This is a genomic window from Cognataquiflexum aquatile, from assembly GCF_003316845.1.
GTDB classification, from domain to species: domain Bacteria; phylum Bacteroidota; class Bacteroidia; order Cytophagales; family Cyclobacteriaceae; genus Cognataquiflexum; species Cognataquiflexum aquatile.
This window is the reverse complement of the sequence record NZ_QMIK01000003.1, coordinates 283,828-303,655: the sequence shown is the minus strand read 5'-3', so window position 1 is coordinate 303,655 and position 19,828 is coordinate 283,828. Positions and strand designations below refer to the sequence as shown.

The window sequence follows — 19,828 nt, the reverse complement described above, 5'->3', positions numbered from 1 at the left end:
CAAGATGAGTCAACTCAAATCTCTCTATTTTTTGAAAACCCGGCACATCACATCTTGATCAAAATTTCTGACCCAATGATTCAAAATAGATTCATTTCTTGGCGATTTTATACTAACTTCATTTCATCATCTTTCTCGCTCCAATGACCGATTCCTTTATCAATTACCTAGAATTCGAAAAAAGGGCAAGCCGACATACTGTCTTGGCTTATAGAAAGGATCTAGAGCAATTCAGTAAGTTTTGTTCAATCTCCTTCGAAAAAGAAGACATCAGCACCGCAGATCATCCTGAAATACGTGCATGGATCATCGACCTCGTCGATCAGGGACTGAGTTCAACATCAGTTAATAGAAAAATCGCTACACTCCGTTCTTTTTATAAATTTCTGATGCGCTCGGGAGAAATCACCAAAGACCCAACTTACAAACTTCGTGCACTGAAGACGCCAAAGCGATTGCCAGAATTTGTGCAGGAAGATGCTATCGACAAAGTCTTGGATGAATTGCAGTTTGAGCCTGATTTTGATGGACAGCGTGACAAAATGGTCATGGAATTTCTCTACCTGACAGGCGTCCGTCTATCCGAATTATTGGAACTCAGGTGGAAAGACATTGATTTGGCGGGGGAAGGAGTGAAAGTACTCGGAAAGCGGAAGAAAGAAAGAATAATTCCAATCACAAAAGGCCTCAAAAAGAATATTGTTTCGTACAGAAAAGTATTTCAGGAAACGTTTTCAAATCTACAAGATAGTGACTATTTTATCGTTATAAACCACAAGGAACAGGCTTACCCGATGAAGATTTACCGCATTGTAAGAGAACATTTAGACCTTTTTGCTCAGACTACCAAAAGAAGTCCCCATCTCTTACGGCACACTTTTGCTACACATTTACTCAACAAAGGCGCTGACCTCAATGCTGTCAAAGACCTTCTTGGGCATGCCAACCTTGCCGCAACGCAGGTTTACACCCACAATTCCATGGAAAAACTCAAGGCTGTGTTTGAACAGGCACATCCAAAAGCTTAATATAATTTTCACTATAAACCATTTACGTTATGAAACTTCAAATGCATTCCATCCATTTCGATGCTGATCAAAAGCTTATCGATTTTATCCAGAAAAAAGCCGATAAACTTGACACCTATTTTGATCGAATAATCGACGGTGAAGTTTTTATGAGACTCGACAAGCATGAAAAAAATGAAAATAAAATTGTTGAAATCAAACTGAATGTGCCCGGCAAGACACTTTTTGCCAAAAACCAAAGCGATTCATTTGAAGCCGCTGCCGATGAAGCCATAGAGGGGCTTCGGAGACAGCTCAAAAAATTCAAGGAAAAAATGGTCTTGGTCAACCAATAGCTTACAAAACCCCGCCGAAAGCGGGGTTTATCTTTTTTAAGATTTCCTTATAATTCAAGACAATAATTTACGCTTCGCAAATCATCCAAAAAACCAGTGGAACCCAATACCCGCCAAGATCCCCACGGCTATGATGAGTGGGGAAGAAAGCTTGGTAAAGTTCAATAAGAGATAAGTCCCCATAATGGCCGCAATATTGAAAAAATCAGGTTCCAATGGTTCAAAAAGCAAATAGGCTGCTGCAATCAACATCCCACAACTTACTGCATTGATGCCTTCCAAAGCTGCCCGGACGGGACGGAATTTTTTCAATTTGTCCCAAAATTTGACAACAAAGAAAATCAGGAATGTACCGGGTAAGAAAATCCCTGCAGATGCAATAAATCCTCCTGTCAACAAACCTATAATTCCTTGGTCTCGCATAGAAAGCGCACCTACATAGGCACTGATGCTGAATGTCGGGCCCGGAATCCCCTGTGATATGGCATATCCAGTCAAGAATTCCTGTGAAGTCAGAAATTTTTTGAATTCCACAAACTCCGTAAATAGATAAGGAACCAATACCTGCCCACCCCCAAAAATCAGACTACCGTTTCGGTAAAAATTCTCAAACAGAAGCACCGCCTGATTTTTTGTCAAAGCACCCAGAATAGCTGCAAAAACCAGGATTCCTCCCCATAAGTAGAAATTGGCCCATGCAATGACAAGCTTTTTGTCACCTTCTTCCTTGGGTTCATTTCTGTACTTCAAGGAAGTGGTCACTCCCCCTACTAGAAGCAACAATGGAAAAAGGAAAGGGGAATTATAGAAAAAGGAAATGAAAGTCGAAAACATCATCAGGACAGATGCCTCGGTGGTTTTGACCATTTTGAAAATCGTCTTTTGGGCAGCATAGATTATAAATCCGATGGCCATAGGCTGAATGAATTTTGCAAAACTCAAGGCACCGGGTGTATTTTCCTGCAGAAAGTCTATCAAAAAAGCAGCCGCGATCATCAAAAGCGTGGCTGGCAAAATCCATACAAAAAGCGAAAGGTAGGCGAGATTTGGCCCGCCTACCCTATATCCAATAGCAGAAATCGTCTGTGTCGAGGTGGGACCGGGCAGGATCTGACAGAGTGCATTCAACTCCCACAATTCCTGCTCTTTGATGTATCCCCGCTTTGTCACCATGGTATCCAAGACCATGGCAAGAAAAACCTGCGGGCCACCAAATGCGGTCAGGGAGAGCAATAATACATCTTTGAGATAGAGATAATACCTGACCTTCCTGACTGACACGGCTTATTTCTTTAAACCCAATTCACGGAGTCTCTCTTCCAAAAACTCCCCGGCTGTAGCATCTTCAAATTGCTTGGGATGAGCGGCATCAACGCAGCTTTCAAGACATGTCAGGTCCATCTCAGACCTTGGATGCATAAAGAAAGGTATGGAATACCTGCTTGTGTGCATCATTTCCCGAGGCGGATTCACAACACGGTGGATCGTGGATTTCAATTTTTTGTTGGTAAGTCTCTCCAGCATGTCACCCACATTCACGACCAATTGGTCTGGAAGTGCAGTGATCGGAATCCATTTCCCGTCTTTTCTCAATACCTGAAGACCATCCGCACTTGCACCCATGAGTAAAGTGATCAGGTTGATATCCCCATGCTCAGCGGCGCGTACTGCATCTGCCGGGACAGCGTCAGGATTTTCGATAGGGAAATAATGGATTTGCCTCAAAATTGAATTGCCGTAGGCCACTTTATCTTCAAAGTAATTTTCATCCAACTCTAGGTAAAGGGCAATTGCTTTGAGCATATTTTTGCCCGCAGCCTCTAGTGTTCGGTAAGCTTCGTTTGCGATATCCTTAAACTCGGGAACTTCGGAAGGCCAAATATTATCAGGATATTCTTTCTTGGTCTCATCACTGTCCGGGATGGTATCCAACTCCTGTCCTACATGGTAAAATTCCTTAAGATCACCGGTATTCCTTCCTTTCGCATGTTCTTTTCCTTTGCCGGTATATCCTCTTTGAAATCCGATTTCAGGCTTTTCATATTTGGCTTTGACATCATCCGGCAAAGAAAAAAATTTCCTGATCACCGCATACAGCTTATCCTGTAGTTCTTTGCCCAATCCGTGGTTTTTGATGGCCACAAATCCAATGTTGTTATATGCTTCTCCCAGCTTTTGGACAAAAGCCTTCTTTTGATCCGGGTTGCCTGAAGTGAAATCCGCAAGATCCAAAGAAGGGATTTCATTGTATAAAATATCTTTCATCTACGAAATTTTGTTTTTTATTATTCAGCAATATATCCCAAATTTAGATAATTTAGCTGTTAGACTTTCATCACTATGAAAAAAACGACTCTCTATTTTTGGTTGCCTGTACTGGTTTTTCTTTTTCATTCCTGTAGTTTAAAAGAAAAAAAAGAAGAGAAAGTCTTTGAAATGACCGGTTCTGACAGTTTGGAAATTGAGAAAAAAGAGGTCAGCTTTTATTTTTATGAGGAGGAAAAAGAATATCCGGACGCCATCATCGAGATGTACGCACCGCTCAGCAACCAAAAATTCAGTCCGGGAAGAATCCCATTCGAATTCAACATCAAAAATTACCCTTTCGGTGAAGATTTGGACGGTTTTAAGCTGAATACCATTCTGAATTCCGGCGATCCTGTAGGCCACAATTCCCCGATTTTCCAACAGGAATTAAAGGAAGGTACTTATAGGATTGTAGCTTATCTGGTAGACAGTCAGGGTTTGGCACTCAAAGAATTTGGAAATTATGTCGACAGGGAGTTTATGGTGGGAAATACAAGGCCTTTCCCCTATTCCTCCGAACCTTATCTTGCCCTCAACTTGCCTGTCAACGGACAAACTTACTTAGAAGGGGAAGAGGTAACCATAGATTTTTTGGTCATAGGAGGGGATATGCTTCTGGACAACTTGCAGGTTGAAATTAAAGTGGGTGATTTTCATTATGAGATCACCGAAATCAACCCGGTCCGTATTTTAAATCTCCCAAAAGGCGAACATCTTATCCAACTGAATCTTTCCAACCAAAATGGAAAGAGCATGGAGGGTCCGTTTTCAAGCGCCCAAAAAACCATTGTAATCCAATAATCAGGCAGGAGATATGTCCTGCATTCCCCCTTGGTTTTGGGGAACATCCTTATCTTTGTATAAGCAACAGAACACTCTACCATATACTATGCTACTCGTAAATACAATCAGGGATAATTTTGAGAATACCTTGGCAGGATTACAAAAACGTAATTTCCCCAATGCACAGGATGTTCTAATTCAGGTTCTGGACCTGGATAACAAGAGAAAAGAAACCCAATCCCAAAGGGACTCCCTTCAGTCAGAATCCAATAATTATTCCAAAGAAATCGGGATTTTGATGCGGGAGGGTAAAAAGGAGGAAGCCGAGAAGATAAAAACATTTACTTCCGAGATCAAGGATAAGGTAAAATCCTTAGAGGATATCTTCAGTCAGACGGAGGAAGAACTCAAACAGCTTTTATATACCATCCCAAATATCCCCCACTTTTCAGTACCAAAGGGAAAGTCTGCAGAAGACAATGAAATCGTCCTGACCCATGGGGAAATTCCGGCTTTGCCTGACAACAAACAACCGCATTGGGAGCTGATCAAAAAATACGACATTATCGATTTTGAACTTGGAACCAAAATCGCCGGTGCGGGATTTCCTGTCTACAAAGGAAAAGGAGCGAGACTGCAGCGTGCGCTCATCAATTTCTTTTTGGATGAAGCCCTGAAAGCAGGTTATCTGGAGATTCAGCCACCGATTTTGGTAAATGAAGATTCCGGTTACGGCACAGGACAATTGCCCGACAAGGAAGGCCAAATGTATGAGGCCACGGTAGACAAGCTTTTTCTGATCCCAACGGCAGAAGTTCCGATTACAAACATTTACAGAGATGTGATATTGAATGAATCTGATTTCCCTATCAAAAATGTGGGCTACACACCTTGTTTCAGAAGAGAAGCGGGAAGTTGGGGAGCCCATGTGAGGGGTTTGAACAGACTGCATCAATTTGACAAAGTGGAGATAGTCCACCTTTCCCATCCTGAGCATTCTTACCAAGCTTTGGAGGAAATGAGCCTCTATGTTCAGGGATTGTTACAAAAGCTGGAGTTGCCTTATCGGGTTTTGAGACTTTGCGGGGGTGATATGGGATTTACTTCTGCGCTCACCTATGATATGGAAGTATTCTCCGCTGCGCAGGAGAGGTGGCTTGAAGTAAGTTCTGTTAGTAATTTTGAATCATTTCAGGCCAACAGACTTAAGCTCCGCTTTAAAAGCGAGGATAAAAAAACCACTTTGGCACACACACTCAACGGCAGCGCATTGGCATTGCCGAGGATCGTAGCCTCCATTTTGGAAAACAATCAAACCGAAACCGGTATCAAAATGCCAAAAGTCTTGGTGCCTTATCTCGGTTTTGATACCATAGGATTTTGATTTATCCAATCTTTGCCAAAGTTTAAAACTTTGGCAAAGTTCTTTTTTTAAATTCCAAATTCCCAAAAAAATGAAATTCCTATTGCTTCCATGGTTTTTCCTGATTCCATTTTTTGCTTTTTCACAATCTGAAAAAGAAGAAAAGGAGGCTATTGCCGCCACTGTGCAATTGTATTTTGATGGCATGATCCAAAGGGACAAGGGGAAACTTGAAAAAGCTTTCATCCCTGAAGCGAGGTTGATAGGGTATCGGGGGGAGAATTTTACGGTAACAACTTTTGAGGATTGGGCAAACGGAACGGCAAAGGGAGAAAAAAGAGATCCTTCGAAGTACAAAAACATCCTTTTGGAAATTGAATTGAAAGGAAATACTGCTTTGGCCAAAACCGAACTTTTCTGGCCGGGGATCTACTATTACGATTTCCTGACATTGATCAAAAAAGATGGCCAATGGAAAATCGTCCACAAGACCTGGTATGAAGAGAAGAGGTGAATTTTGTGGATATCAGCTTCTTTGCCAATAACCCAATTTTCTGCTTCATACGGGACGGAAGACCGAAGACCGAAGCCGGATGTAGCGGCCTTTCTCCCTTTATTCATGGATGTACCAAACAACAAAGCCTCTAAGAGTGGACACTTTTAGAGGCTTTGTTAAAATCAATGTTTGGTTACTTTTTAAGGACTTTTATATGTTCGATTTTTTGTCCCCAAGTGAGTTCGATTACGAAAACACCCTTTGGAACGCTTCTGATCATCTGCGAAATAGCCTCATTCATTTCATTTTCAGAGGTCACGGACACAGCCTTGGAGATTGAGGTTGGATGTATGATTTTGAAGGCAATATCTTCTCCGGAATATTGGGACTTATCAAGCAAGCTGACACGTAGTTGTTCTCCGCTTGTCGGGTTTGGATATGCCCTCCATACTCCTTGGGTAAATTGAACACCGGGAACTTTAACTGACAAGACTTTACTGAGACTTGATGTGCCATCAAAATCAACCTGATTCAAACGGTAATAAACCGTTCCTCCTGCAATGCTCGGGTTCACATCCTCAAACCTATAATCTACAGGGGCATCCGACCAACCCATCCCCTCTACATTTCCTATCACATCCCAACTTTTCAATCCATCTGTTGACCTTTGAACTTCAAAATGGGAATTTTCCCTTTCCATGGAAGTAGTCCATGTCAATTCGGTTTGTCTTTCTTCTACATTAAATTCTGCCTCAAGAGAAACATATTCTACCGGTAAAATCCTTGAATTGGCATAGCCTATAAAAACCATACCTCTAGCCCCATTGCCGCCTGCAGCCTCTTCGGCACCGCCTCCGCCTCCTGAACCGGGTGCGACCCCATTTCTGCCAAGTCTTCCTGGTAATGGATCACCATCTTCCCCTTCTCCACCTGCACCGCCACTTCCTCCACTTCCTCCATTTCCCGCATCCCCCTGGCCTCCACCGCCTCCACCTGCACCAAAAAACCTGTTGGATACAATATCAAAACTTGAAAACTGTAAACCTAAACCACCATCACCCCCTTCATCCCCATCCGAATCTAAACCGTTGCCAGAAACACCACCGCCACCGCCACCTGATTCTTCGTCATCAGAATCCCCACCGTTTCCTGCACCGTTTTGACCATTTCCACCGTCTTCACCATCAGCCCCGCCACCACCGGACCCACCCCTCAGAAGAAAAGTGCTAAAACCAAGAGTCGTTAAATTTCGCGATGAGATTAGACCAATTCCTCCCTCTTGATTATTTTCGGAACCACCGCCTCCTCCGCCACCTGCAAATATTTGATATAGTCCTCCTTGATCAAAAATAGAATTAGAACCTTGAAGGCCTTTCACATTGTCAACTGTAGCTCCGGATCCACCAATTCCAACCTGAATCTGAAAGATACTCCCTGCAGGAAGACCACTTACCAGCCTTGCTTCTACATCAACTCGTGCATGTACAATACCGCCACCTCCTCCACCGCCACCATTCCCATATCCACCGCCACCGCCACCGCCGACGACCAAAACCTCAAAATCAAGAAGTCCCTCAGGAGCTTCCCAAGTACAATTCCTGTTGAATTGAATAATTGTAACGCCTGATAAAGACCCATTATCCAAAATTGTGAAGCAGGGGCAGGCAGAAACTATAAATGCTCCTGAAATAGCGCTGGTCCGAGATGCCCCGCAAGAATCTCCCACGACGACATAGTAGTAAGTTGTTCCTATTGAAGTTGAAGGCGGAGTATAAAATGCTGAAGTAGCTCCGGAAATTATTGTCCCGTTACTAGTTGATGCAGAGGAGTTACTGTACCATTGGTAAGTAAGTTCGGTTCCTGATGCCGTTACCGATATCGAATTAAATGCTTCCCCAATGCATGTCGTTTGTGTTGCCGTACTTTGGGAAGTAATACTAAGTGGAGCACAAATTCTTGGAGATCTGAGAGCAAGTAGTATAGAGGCTCTCCTTTCATTTTCTGAAATTCGAACTTCACCTATTCCTGTATTACCTGCAATAGCCTTAGTAATCCAAGCGGCACCTATCGAACCATCATCTGCTCTATCCGTATTTCTATCTAGGATTTCTGTAAGATTCCCGTCATTTCCAGTTCTCCATTGGTTTCCTCCTGTATTGTTGAAAGTTATGTTGTCGGTTGTCTGGGCAAGCATAATGACCGCAGCATTATTTGTTACCGTGGTTATCCCGGAACCTGTTGAGATATCGTCGTCAGGGTTGGTTTGAATATTTAAAATTCCGGGATCCACGTCAAATGGACCACCAGCAGTACCATTGGCATGGACTCCTCCAGTAACATCAACCCCTGAAAAAGCCATTATTGACCCAACAGCCATATCCGCTCTTGAATTAGGTAGATTAAATGTAAAGGCAGCACCTTCTAAGCCATCTGCTACTCGGTAAAGAACAGTCCCGTACCAAGCATTATTACCATTACTTGTTCCCTCAGAATAAAAAATTCTTCCATCAATTAATAACCATCCTGAAGCAGTTGCTGCTGAAAGACCACCATTGTCGTTATCAGTTTCATTTTGTACAATATTTGCAATTAGGACATCGCCGGCAACAACTCCTGTTGGTTTTGGAATTGTAAGGCTAGAGTTATTTGGCACATTAGGCGTTTCGGCAAATGTTGAGGTCCCTCTTTGAGCTATTTGCCCATAAGCTTCACCCCCAAAAAATAAGGCATTAAAAATGATCAATAGCAGACCTGCAAGTATGGATAAAATGTAAGATTTTTTCATTTTTTGGTGCGATAAAAAACCGATATTAAAATTACATTAAAATATTAATGTATTTCAAATACAAATTAATGCATTTGTTTGCAATAAAAAAAATTCTAAATCAATGTTTTATATTCACTTTTTATACTAAATATTTTATTTTATCTCGTTATGGATAAATAAAAAAGTATTTAAATAATTTTATTCTTATTTTATATTCTTTTTATATTATTTTAAAATTTATAAAGAAACAATAAAAAAATATTTAGCATACTATTTTTAAAAAAATTAAAATCCAGAAAAACTTTTGATTACCTACAAGGTGGTCCAAAGTGTTGCCTAATTTCGTTTTGCTTGTGGTTAATCCTACACCTTAGCACATAGCAATTCATATTGAGATCAGCCTGAGCCATTCAATTTTTCTTGCTAGTTTGTCTTCATAATGAAAATGGATCTGAGATAAGAAATACCAACAAATACCCAATTCTGGGTTTTTGGTATGTATGAAGGTTAAAAAACCAATGCTATCTTTTTTTCAATACCTTGATATGCTCCACTTTTTTCCCCCAACTAACTTCCACTACGAATACACCATTTGGAATGCTACCTATCATCTGTGCAATTGCATCGTTCATTTCATTTTCTGAATTTACAGAAATCTCCCTAGAGACGGATGTTGGATGGATAATTCTGAATTTGATTTTCTCCATGTTGTATTGTGAGCCGTCAAGTAAACTAATGCGTAGCTGTTCACCTTTTATTGGATTTGGGTAAGCCCTCCAAACTCCATGAGTAAATTGAACTCCGTTTACCTTAACTGAAATCACTTTGCTAATGGAAAAATTTCCATTAAAATCTACTTGCTTTAATCTGTAGTAGATATTTCCTCCCGTCAGAGGCAAGCTAAGGTCAGTATATTGATATTCTGAGACTGTATCTTTCCAACCCATTCCCTGAACTTCCCCTACTTTCTTAAAATCATTAATCCCATCTACTGACCTTTCAATGTCGAAATGACTGTTTCCCCATTCTTTGGCAGTGGCCCATTTCAACTCAACACTATTGTTCTCAGTAATGTGTTTGGCAAAGAAATTAACAAAATCAACAGGAAGAACTTTATAAGAGACCCTGATAATTACAATTCCACTTCCACCATCTCCACCTCCACCACGGCCTGCACCACCTCCAGAACCGGTATTTATTAAGCCCACTCCACCAACACCTCCATTTAGAGCGTTGCCGTTTCCTCCTAGTCGATTAGCAGCGAAAGCACCACCGAAAGAACTACTTTGTTGTCCTCCTGAGTTACGTCCTGTAGCTCCGCCTCCACCTCCAAAACCATTGAAAATTCTTGCTCCGTCTATTCCGTCCAAAATCATTGAAGATATCCCATTTCCACCGGAACCTGGATTTTGACCACTGCCTCCGCCACCTGTCCCATTGGCACCACCGCCTCCACCACCGGACCTGTTACTAGAACTACCACTTTGACTACCGTTACCTCCAGAAGACCCAGTGATACCCAAGATACCTATTGGAGGGATACTCGAGCCACCCAATAATGTGCTGTTAAAAGCTCCACCACCTCCAGACCCACCTGAAAGTCCTGCCCCACCATGCGTTGAGGAAGAACCGCCGCCACCGCCACCAATTGCATTTATTCCGAAAAAACTGGAAGGACTTCCATTGCTCCCTTGCACTCTAACTGTATAGGAACCCCTTCCCCCTGCTCCTATATTGACTGGATAAGTATTGCCAACAGATAAAGTCAACCCATCTACAAATAATACTGAACCGGCACCGCCACCTCCTGCGCTTTCCCCCATTCCACCACCGCCTCCACCGCCTATAACCAAAGCCATGGCATCAATTAATTCCTCCCCATCAATTACATCGGGCAATTTAAACTCACCCGAACACCTGTAGATGTAAACTTCGTCCCGCTCATTATTTGAATTGACCAGTTGGATGAATTCCAAACAGTCCACACCACTACAGGTACCTACCACAGCACCGGCCAATAGAGTAGAGTTACCGGTTGGAGCCTTGTTAACAAAAAGCGAAAATCCGGTTCCGATATAATTCAGGTTATTTCCTGAAATTGAGCCACTACTTGAAAAAGCTCCTGTTACAGTAATACTGTTACATTGGTTAGCATTCAATGATGTAAATCCTGCATTTGAATTGATTTGGGCTGAACCGGCTATGGTAAGAGATCCTGCCAAACCAATATTGGAGCTTATAGTGGAAGACCCTCCAATACTTGTATTACCTTGAAGTTTGACATTTGAAGCGCTATTAAATACAGCACTGCCTCCTATTGTAAGCTGGCCTATACTATTCAATACTCCATTGACAGTCAAATTACTCTGTACATTCATTGCAGCATAATTATTTACAGTCTTGTTGGAATTTATGTCAGTATTGAAGTTTAAGGTAGAAAAATTATTGATTGTCCAATTACCATTAAAATCGTTGCCCATAGTCAAAGTCCCGAAATTATTGATGAGACTCAAGGATGTCAAACTGTTAAATGGTGCATTTATTCTTCCGCTTGGGTCTATACAAATAGTAACCCCTGAACTATTATTGAAATTGATTGGTAAAGTTCTTACCCCGGATAAACATACAACAGAATTATTTCCAATAGTGGAAGATGGGTTTCCATTTCCGTTTATCGAAACAGTACAACTGGAACAATGGGCATTCACTTTCTGAAAGTGAAAAAATGCAAGGATAAAGAGCGAGATGATAAAATACTTATAAAACATTTTTTTATAAATTAAAATGTATTACAAATATACTTTTTTGTATTTCAAATATACAAATTATTTACAAAAAAATGCAGGATTTTTTTGCCTTGATAGAAAAGGGTGTGTCAGGTTACCAAAAGATTGTTTTCAGAACATGGAAATAAAAAAATCATGCTAGTTGGCATCAAATTCATAAAATCAATTCCCTCTAAACTGAAATCAGACCGATTTTAAAGTGTTTCAAAAAATTAAGCTCGCATCTATGTGAAACTCAAAAAACCAACCCATCGGTATCTTAATTTATTTATGGAATTCTAAAAAATGATGATTTTCACAACCTGAAAAAAAGAGGGAAACAATATCCACAAAGGTTTTAAGAATCTTTAGAATATAAACGGTTAAAAATTAGTTTTAGAAAAAATTGTCCCAAACCCAATAAAAACAAAAAAACCGGAGGCATTTCCTTCGAAATCCCACCGGGTAATTATCATGTATTCCATTTTTATATTTTCTATTTCAGTTTGTTTTCGGTGTCGATGAAATCACCTTTTATGGTTACTCCATTTCCTTTTCTAACCCTACCAAAAATAGTCACGCTGTTAGCTTCACCGACAAACTCGATGGTAGCACCGGAATTTAGATTCAAATCGCCGTACATTACCACCGAACCAGAAACTTTCAATACCGCTCCGCTATTGATGGAAAGGGTATTGTTTCTGTTGTATTGGCCAAAAACAAAAGAACCGTTCATCATAAATGTTCCCCCGCTATTCAAATTCAGGCTGTTTTCAATTGCCAATGAACCGCAGAAAGTCAGTTGGCCCCCGACATTTACATTTTTAAGGGAAGCTGCGCCTGAGAATTCCATCACTTCATTTGTATTGACATTCAGATTTGCATTTCCTTCATATGCCGGAAAACCGCCACAAACAATCCCTGGGTCCAAAGCAAGTTCATCTTTGTCGGTCAAAGTCAAGATTTGAAGTCCCTGACTACCTGAAGCCACAAAAATGTACCCATTATGGGCCTTGATAAAATTGGAGGATCCATTGATTCCCAAAATCCCGATTTCCTCCAAAATATCGTTTTCCATCAATTGAGCCACAGAAATACCTGCTCCTCCATTGGCCATATACACTTTGCCGTCATCAAAAGAGACCGCGTTGGTTACAATGTCCCCCTCGGCTACTCCTTCCGGATTCAATGGAATATCCAACCTTTGCATCAAGGTACCTGTTTCGATGGAATAAACGCCCACACCTTTTCTCCCTTCCGAAGCCAACAAAAATCCCGGACCCATATCCAAAGTCCTTTTGGATTCGGCAATGTCCCTTTCAAGATTGATGGTAGACAGTACCTTTAGACTAGCCGGGTCCAAGACTGAGATGCCTTCTGTTCCACTCAATGCACCCAAAACGCCGTTTCCATATTTTACAGATCTCAGGTCAGCCATTGGGAATTCAGCTTTCATCACCCCTTTGGAATCAAATAACCCCACCAAGCCATTGCTGCCACTTGCCACTGCTATATCATTGTCAGTGGCTGACACATCCACAGCGGCCCATCCCTCAATGTCAAATTTGGTAAAATCTGACGTAAAAACACCATCAACCACACTGACTATAACTAGCTGTGCAGGGGTTTTGATTCCCTCTTCTTTGTCTATATCAAATGCGGCAGCAGCATATATTTTTCCTTCTTTGTAAGTAAGGGAGTTGATGTCGCCATTTTTGAAGATAGCCTGACTCTTGATTTTTGGAAACAGGGGATCGGCGATATCAAAAATTTCGATCGCACCCAAAAACTCCGCACCTTCTGTGTTGTAACTGACGTAAGCAAAGCCATCAGCTATATCCACATGGGTTGCTTTGAGTATTTTGCCCTCATATAAAGGTGGATCTACTTGGGACACCATGATCAGAGGGACTTTTCCGGCAAGTTCTTCATCTTCCTTCAGCCTGCCATTGATGACATCTAAGGAAATGATGCCTACGACCCCGGCACCTTCAAGAGAAAGTCTCGTATTTAAAGATTCGGAATCTTTATTAACCAATACTGTTGGATCTGAAATAGGTTCATCTCCATCCGGTCGGCAGGAAAGGACGCCAACAATTAAAAATGAAAGTAACAGTAATTTACGCATACTTAGATGAGTGAGAAAATTGTTGAATTAAATTATAGCATTCAGTTAATGTGATTTTGACCAACCGGTAGGGAGGACAAAGAGAAACATGGATAATTATTCCCTTTTAATAAGTTTTTTGACCAGGATTTTTTCTTCATTATAAATATAGACGAGGTACAAACCGGCGCTTAAGTCCTTTACATCAAATTCCAATTTATCCTCATTGATCAATTTTGCTTGGAGAGGTATCCTATTCCCTTGGCTGTCGACCAGGACAACTTCCAATTTGTCCACTTTTTTGGTTTGGATAAACAATTGATCAGCGACAGGATTGGGATACAAGTGAATTTCCCAATCAGGGATAAAATCCACTCTAATGACACTTGTAAATTCATCTTTCCCATCAAAATCAAGCTGTCTCACCCTATAGTAATTTGGACCGACCATTGGACTTGGATCCCATCCAAGATAATAAACCGGCTTTTCGCTGTTTCCTTCACCCTTCACTTCTGATATCTCAGACCACGATTTGCCATCCTTGGAGCGCTGTAGGATAAACTTTTCATTGTTCTTTTCCTGGGCAGTTCCCCATTCCAGTCTAACTCTGTTTTCTATTGATTTTCCCCTGAAATAGAGCCATTGAACAGGCAGAATCCTAAAGGACCCTTGGACCTCGGTGTTGTAAGATCCTGCCCAACTGTTGATTGTGATGTTGTTTCCAAATCCATTATCACCTGAAGCCCACCATATATGGTCCGGGCCCAAAACTCCCGTTGTATTGACCATCAATGATTGTGGGCTATCGCTGGGCGTCAATCCCGTCCTAGGGATCAAAGAATCATCCCAAAAGAGGCTGTTATTTCCGGGTGCACCTGGTCTGATATTGGTAACCCTCATGCCGAGGCTTTGCTCCAAGTCAAAAATCGGGAAATGGACAGGGAAAAAGACAACAGTTCCTACCACCTCCACATCACTGTCGGCAGGGACCACATTTCCATCTGCATCTTCTCCGTTCCAATAAATCTGATATGTCCCCGGCGCATCATATTTCTCAGAAATAATCAGGTCCGTCCCTGCGTCGTAGGTCAGGTTACCATTAAGATCTATCAGCACGTCAACCACAGCAGGAAGGCTGATTGTCAGGTTGACCGTTGCCTCTCCTCCTATGTCCGGAGGCAATTTTGGTTCATAGTCAATGACAAGACTTGCTGAAGGCGGCGCTGTGGATTTCCAGATTGAAATATCAGGCTCACTGACGAATAGCGGATATTGAAAGTTGTTGGAAGTCCCTGACCTGGATTTCCTATTTTCCTCAAAAGTGAGGTCATTCCGAGGGCCATCCTTGTTGGCAAAAAAGTTTGTCCATCCCCCACTGGATCCTGCAAAATTGATGTATTTGACAAAATAATCATCCCCTGAGGAGGTAAAAGTATTGTCAACTGGGACAAAAAACCCGAAATTATTGTGAAATGAATAATTATCGGCGGAAGATTTGGTAAGAGTAAGAGTGGTCGAACTTGGATCCTGACGTGAATTGGCGATACTCCAAAACCTTGAATAAACCCGACCTCTGTGCTCATTAAAGCCACCCGAAGAACCAGATGCCACTGTTATGTCCCAAAAATTGATATTGAACCCATCGGTAATATGGTTGTTAGAAGTATTGGTAATTTCCACCCAAAAAGCCCTTGCGGCACCGGTATTGTTTACAAATGAAAATGCCGAGTATCCTGAACCGGTAATTTGGGAAGGCCCATTCAATGCACTCGAAGCTGAACCGGGTCTTCCTTGTATATCCCCGCTACTGCTCGGATTATAGTCTTGAATTGCAATTTGGGTCCTAGACGAACCTGAGGTTCCTGTCGGAAAAAACCCTGTGGAATTGGCGTCATAAAACCACCTTACCCTTATGGTTCCGGTGGTTCCCACCCTTCTAAATCCCCAAAAAACTGTTTCTCCAGCCTTGGCATAGACATATAATCTATGTCCGCCATTGTACCCGGACACATTTGAAGGCAATAGCATATACCCTCTGTTGCTGAATCCGCCTGAACCAGAATTACCCGGATACCATAAAAAGCTTTGCCGGTTGCTTTCTGTTCCCCAATTCCCGGATCCTTCCCCGAAGGATAAGTTGGTGATGAAGAGAAAAGCCATAACAATCCATATCGTATTGAAACCAATGGATTTCAAAAAACAATAAGTCCAATTATCAATAAAAATCAATTTCATTCTGAGTTATTCTAAGTAGTTGGGTGGCAGAAAGGCAAAACTTATAGCAATGCCCTCTAAAAAACGTAATGAAATAAATCAAACCTGATTAATTAAAAAAATTGTTAGTTTACAAAACAAAAATTCCAATATGAAATCCATTTTTTAATCAAAAAAAAATGCCCTTATCCATCATGGATAAGGGCATTTACAAATATGTTGTATTTCAACGTTATCCGTTCATACTGATCAGAAACTCAATATTATCTCTAGTTCCTTTCATTCTTTGAAGAAGGAATTCCATGGCTTCTTGTGAAGTCATATCAGACATCAATTTTCTCAAAATCCAGACACGCTGCATTTCTTCTTTGTCCATCAGGAGTTCTTCTCTTCTCGTACCTGAACCTGTCACGTCGATGGCAGGGTAAATCCTTCTATTTGAAAGTTTCCTGTCCAAAGCCAATTCCATGTTGCCTGTTCCTTTGAATTCCTCAAAAATCACCTCGTCCATTTTTGAACCTGTCTCTACCAAGGCGGTAGCGATAATGGTCAAGGAACCACCGTTTTCAACATTTCTCGCAGCACCAAAGAATCTCTTTGGCTTGTGTAGTGCATTGGCGTCCACACCTCCTGAAAGGATCTTGCCTGAACTTGGTACGACAGTATTGTATGCCCTCGCAAGTCTGGTAATGGAATCCAAAAGGATGACCACATCATGCCCGCATTCTACCATTCTTTTTGCTTTTTCCAAAACGATGGAAGCCACTTTAACGTGTCTTTCAGCCTGTTCATCGAAAGTTGAAGAAATGACTTCTGCCTTTACAGACCTGGCCATGTCGGTAACTTCTTCTGGTCTTTCGTCAATCAAAAGAATCATCAAATGGACTTCAGGATGATTTTCTGAAATCGCATTTGCTATTTGTTGCAAAAGCATGGTCTTACCGGTTTTTGGCTGGGCTACGATCATGCCTCTCTGTCCTTTTCCTATAGGAGCAAATAGGTCCAATATTCTTGTGGAATAATTGTCATGCTTGGTGGCAAGCTTCAGTCTTTCTTCCGGAAAAAGCGGTGTGAGGTATTCAAAAGGAACCCTGTCCCGGATCTCTTCGGAGGTTTTCCCGTTGACGGTAATGACTTTAAGCAGCGCAAAATATTTCTCTCCTTCTTTTGGAGGCCTGATAGATCCTTTGATATGATCGCCGGTTTTGAGGCCAAAAAGCTTTATTTGGGAAGGAGATACATAAATATCATCCGGTGATGCGAGGTAGTTGTAATCCAAGGAACGAAGGAAGCCGTAGCTTTCAGGCATGATTTCCAAAACTCCTTCATTTTCAATTATTCCTTCAAATTCCTTGACACTTACGTAAGGTTTTCTCTTAGTTTGGAAAACCTCTGCAGAAGGGATATGAACTTCTTCAATATCCCTGAAATTTTTTCGTTTCGGAATTTCCGCTTCTGTATCGAAAGCGGCTGAAGGTTTCTCAGAAGCAGAATTAAATGTCACCGGCTCCGGATCGTCCACTACTTTTCTTCTTGGTCTGATAAACTTAGGCTTCTCATCATCAGGAGTGAAAAGAGGAAGCGGCAATTTTTCCTTTGGTTTTTCCGGCTCGATGACTACGGCTTTTTCGTGCTTTACATGCTCGGGTTTTTTAAAGGGCTTCTCTTCTGATCTCTTGATGGGTCTTTCTTCAGTTCTTTTTGCAGGTCTATCCTCATTTCTAGGTATAGGCTTCTGCTCGATTTTTTTGATAGGTTTTGCCTCTACTTCTACCTGAATTTCTTCCTTTGGTATTGCGGTGACATTTTCTCTTCTGAATTTGGACTTGTTTTCCTGGGCGATCGGTTGGGGTGATTCAGAAAATTCTTTGGATTCAGGTTTGGGCTTTACCTCGCTGACTTCCAGTTCAACGACTGTAGGCCTTTTTTTAGGTAATGCTTTTTCGTCAGTGATGGCTTGCTGGTCCAGGATGGCGTAGACAAGTTCATCCTTTTTAAGCGTTTTGAAGTTTTTTACGCCCAATTCTTCAGCAATTTCCTTCAATTCAGAAAGTAGCCTGATTTTTAATTCTTCTATGTTATACATAAAAAGCTTATGGAATTATAAATAAGATGTGTGAATGTGTGATGATGTAATTTGAGTATTTCTGAACTGAATGAAAAAGGGATTCAGAATAGGTAAAATCCAAGGGGGGGAGGACTTTGCGATACTATGATGTTGCAATATTAAGGTTTCAATAATTAAATAACAAATATTTCATAAGAGATGGCAATTTATTTTAAGACATCATTTGCCGAAGCACCTTTACTGATTTCCAATCGTAGGCCAAATCAAGGTGATTCCCGTAGAATAGAAGGAAATGGTCCAACATATTCCTTCTGATTTTGGAAGGGGCGGAATCATTACAAAGAAAAGATTGGGCAATTATAGATTTGAGATAGTCTTTTTCCTCTTCCATCACATCAGGACCTTGGGGATATTGCTTCAGTTCTATAAAGAACGATTCAGAATCCTCTGGTGCAAAGCCAAGATATTTTGAACTTTCCCACAAAAAAACCAAAGGAAAATGCACCAAAACAGTTTCTTTTTCATCCAAAAGCCTGATGGATGATTCCAGAAAATCAAAAAACTCCTCATTTTGGTATCCTTCAAAAACAGATCTGCCCATAACTTCTGCCATAAACATCGCAATGCCTGACCTCAGAAAATCAAAAGGGATAAGTTGGAAAGGCAAAATCAATTTTGCTTCCGAAATCCTGCTGAGGCTACCGCCTTCTTTATCGTAAATCACCAGGTCCAACAAAGTCAAAGGCTGATAAAAGGCCATTTTGCTTTTGGCAGATTTTGACCTGGCTCCATTGATTATATAGGCTTTCAACCCAAACTCCCTGGTGAAAATACGGACAATAATTGATGTTTCACTATACTTGATATAGGATAAAACGATGCCTTTTGTTTTTTTTAGTCTCACTTGACAAAAAGTTTTCTGAATGGATACGCTCTTTCAATATTTACTGAAAAAGACCCAAAAAAGAACCTCAAGTTGAATCTAATTGCTGTCCCAACTATTGTCAGCATCATGGTTTCTCGAGAAAACATTTTCTGCATCTAGCCTCATAAGACTCTTTTTCACCAAGGACAACCTTCTCTTTGGTTCCTACAAGTCTGTATGAATAAGATGCCAAATCCCCGCATTTCATACAGATGGCATGGACCTTGGTCACGTACTCAGCGATTGCCAATAGTTGCGGCATGGGTTCAAAGGGGCTGCCTTCAAAATCCATATCGAGTCCCGCAAGAATTACCCGCTTGCCGGAGTTTGCAAGGACATTGGCAACATGGATTATCCTGTCGTCAAAAAACTGCACCTCATCAATCCCCACCACATCGCAATCCCCTGCAAGGAGAATGATATCATCGGCAAAATTAACCGGCGTAGACCTGATGGCATTGTCATTATGTGACACCACGTCTGTTTCATGGTACCGCTTGTCAATGGAAGGTTTGAATATCTCTACTTTTTGTTTTGCGATGTATGCCCTGTTCAGCCTTCTGATCAGTTCTTCGGTTTTTCCGGAAAACATAGAACCACAAATGACCTCAATGTGTCCTTTTCTTTCGGGGTTTCTGGATTTGCCAATCGTACTTTCTATAAACATGGG

General features: G+C 41.3%; 14 protein-coding genes. 5 read left to right on the top strand and 9 right to left on the bottom strand.

Annotated elements, in window-relative coordinates:
• The first annotated feature begins 143 nt into the window (after positions 1–143).
• The gene (locus DQW11_RS10130) at positions 144–1,028 is read left to right on the top strand and encodes a tyrosine-type recombinase/integrase (RefSeq protein ID WP_113923957.1); all 885 of its coding nucleotides are present in this window, start codon (positions 144–146) and stop codon (positions 1,026–1,028) included.
• Positions 1,029–1,057: 29 nt separating this feature from the next.
• Positions 1,058–1,363 (top strand): ribosome hibernation-promoting factor, HPF/YfiA family, encoded by a 306-nt coding sequence (gene hpf / locus DQW11_RS10125; protein ID WP_113923956.1) that lies wholly within the window; start codon positions 1,058–1,060, stop codon positions 1,361–1,363.
• A gap of 81 nt (positions 1,364–1,444) precedes the next feature.
• On the opposite strand, the gene chrA is transcribed toward hpf, so the two are convergent.
• Positions 1,445–2,644 carry a chromate efflux transporter gene (gene chrA, locus DQW11_RS10120; RefSeq protein WP_113923955.1) on the bottom strand — a complete coding sequence of 400 codons (1,200 nt, stop codon included), beginning with the start codon at positions 2,642–2,644 and terminating at the stop codon, positions 1,445–1,447.
• Positions 2,645–2,647: 3 nt separating this feature from the next.
• Entirely contained in the window at positions 2,648–3,628 is a 981-nt protein-coding gene (locus DQW11_RS10115; RefSeq protein ID WP_113923954.1) for an isopenicillin N synthase family dioxygenase, read from the bottom strand.
• A 75-nt stretch (positions 3,629–3,703) separates the two neighbouring features.
• Here DQW11_RS10115 and DQW11_RS10110 point away from each other — a divergent pair, with 75 nt between their 5' ends.
• The 3 genes from DQW11_RS10110 to DQW11_RS10100 all read left to right on the top strand — a co-directional run bounded on the left by DQW11_RS10110 (position 3,704) and on the right by DQW11_RS10100 (position 6,330).
• Positions 3,704–4,471 (top strand): hypothetical protein, encoded by a 768-nt coding sequence (locus DQW11_RS10110; protein WP_113923953.1) that lies wholly within the window; start codon positions 3,704–3,706, stop codon positions 4,469–4,471.
• An 88-nt stretch (positions 4,472–4,559) separates the two neighbouring features.
• Entirely contained in the window at positions 4,560–5,837 is a 1,278-nt protein-coding gene (gene serS, locus DQW11_RS10105) for a serine--tRNA ligase (RefSeq protein WP_113923952.1), read from the top strand.
• A 70-nt stretch (positions 5,838–5,907) separates the two neighbouring features.
• Entirely contained in the window at positions 5,908–6,330 is a 423-nt protein-coding gene (locus DQW11_RS10100; protein WP_113923951.1) for a nuclear transport factor 2 family protein, read from the top strand.
• A gap of 175 nt (positions 6,331–6,505) precedes the next feature.
• Here the strand turns inward: DQW11_RS10100 and DQW11_RS10095 are convergent, their stop codons facing one another.
• The 7 genes from DQW11_RS10095 to DQW11_RS10060 form a co-directional block, all read right to left on the bottom strand.
• Positions 6,506–9,097 (bottom strand): glycine-rich domain-containing protein, encoded by a 2,592-nt coding sequence (locus tag DQW11_RS10095; RefSeq protein WP_113923950.1) that lies wholly within the window; start codon positions 9,095–9,097, stop codon positions 6,506–6,508.
• A gap of 503 nt (positions 9,098–9,600) precedes the next feature.
• The gene (locus DQW11_RS10090) at positions 9,601–11,592 is read right to left on the bottom strand and encodes a glycine-rich domain-containing protein (RefSeq protein WP_198669876.1); all 1,992 of its coding nucleotides are present in this window, start codon (positions 11,590–11,592) and stop codon (positions 9,601–9,603) included.
• 748 nt (positions 11,593–12,340) lie between these two features.
• Complete coding sequence (locus tag DQW11_RS10080) at positions 12,341–13,972, bottom strand: LVIVD repeat-containing protein (protein WP_113923947.1); 1,632 nt, start codon at positions 13,970–13,972, stop codon at positions 12,341–12,343.
• 96 nt (positions 13,973–14,068) lie between these two features.
• Complete coding sequence (locus DQW11_RS10075; RefSeq protein WP_157966087.1) at positions 14,069–16,111, bottom strand: T9SS type A sorting domain-containing protein; 2,043 nt, start codon at positions 16,109–16,111, stop codon at positions 14,069–14,071.
• 286 nt (positions 16,112–16,397) lie between these two features.
• The gene (gene rho, locus DQW11_RS10070; protein WP_113923945.1) at positions 16,398–18,251 is read right to left on the bottom strand and encodes a transcription termination factor Rho; all 1,854 of its coding nucleotides are present in this window, start codon (positions 18,249–18,251) and stop codon (positions 16,398–16,400) included.
• Positions 18,252–18,444: 193 nt separating this feature from the next.
• Positions 18,445–19,137 (bottom strand): DNA repair protein RecO, encoded by a 693-nt coding sequence (gene recO, locus DQW11_RS10065; RefSeq protein WP_113923944.1) that lies wholly within the window; start codon positions 19,135–19,137, stop codon positions 18,445–18,447.
• 106 nt (positions 19,138–19,243) lie between these two features.
• Positions 19,244–19,825, bottom strand: coding sequence for a thymidine kinase (locus DQW11_RS10060; protein ID WP_113923943.1), 582 nt, complete (start codon positions 19,823–19,825; stop codon positions 19,244–19,246).
• Positions 19,826–19,828: the final 3 nt, after the last annotated feature.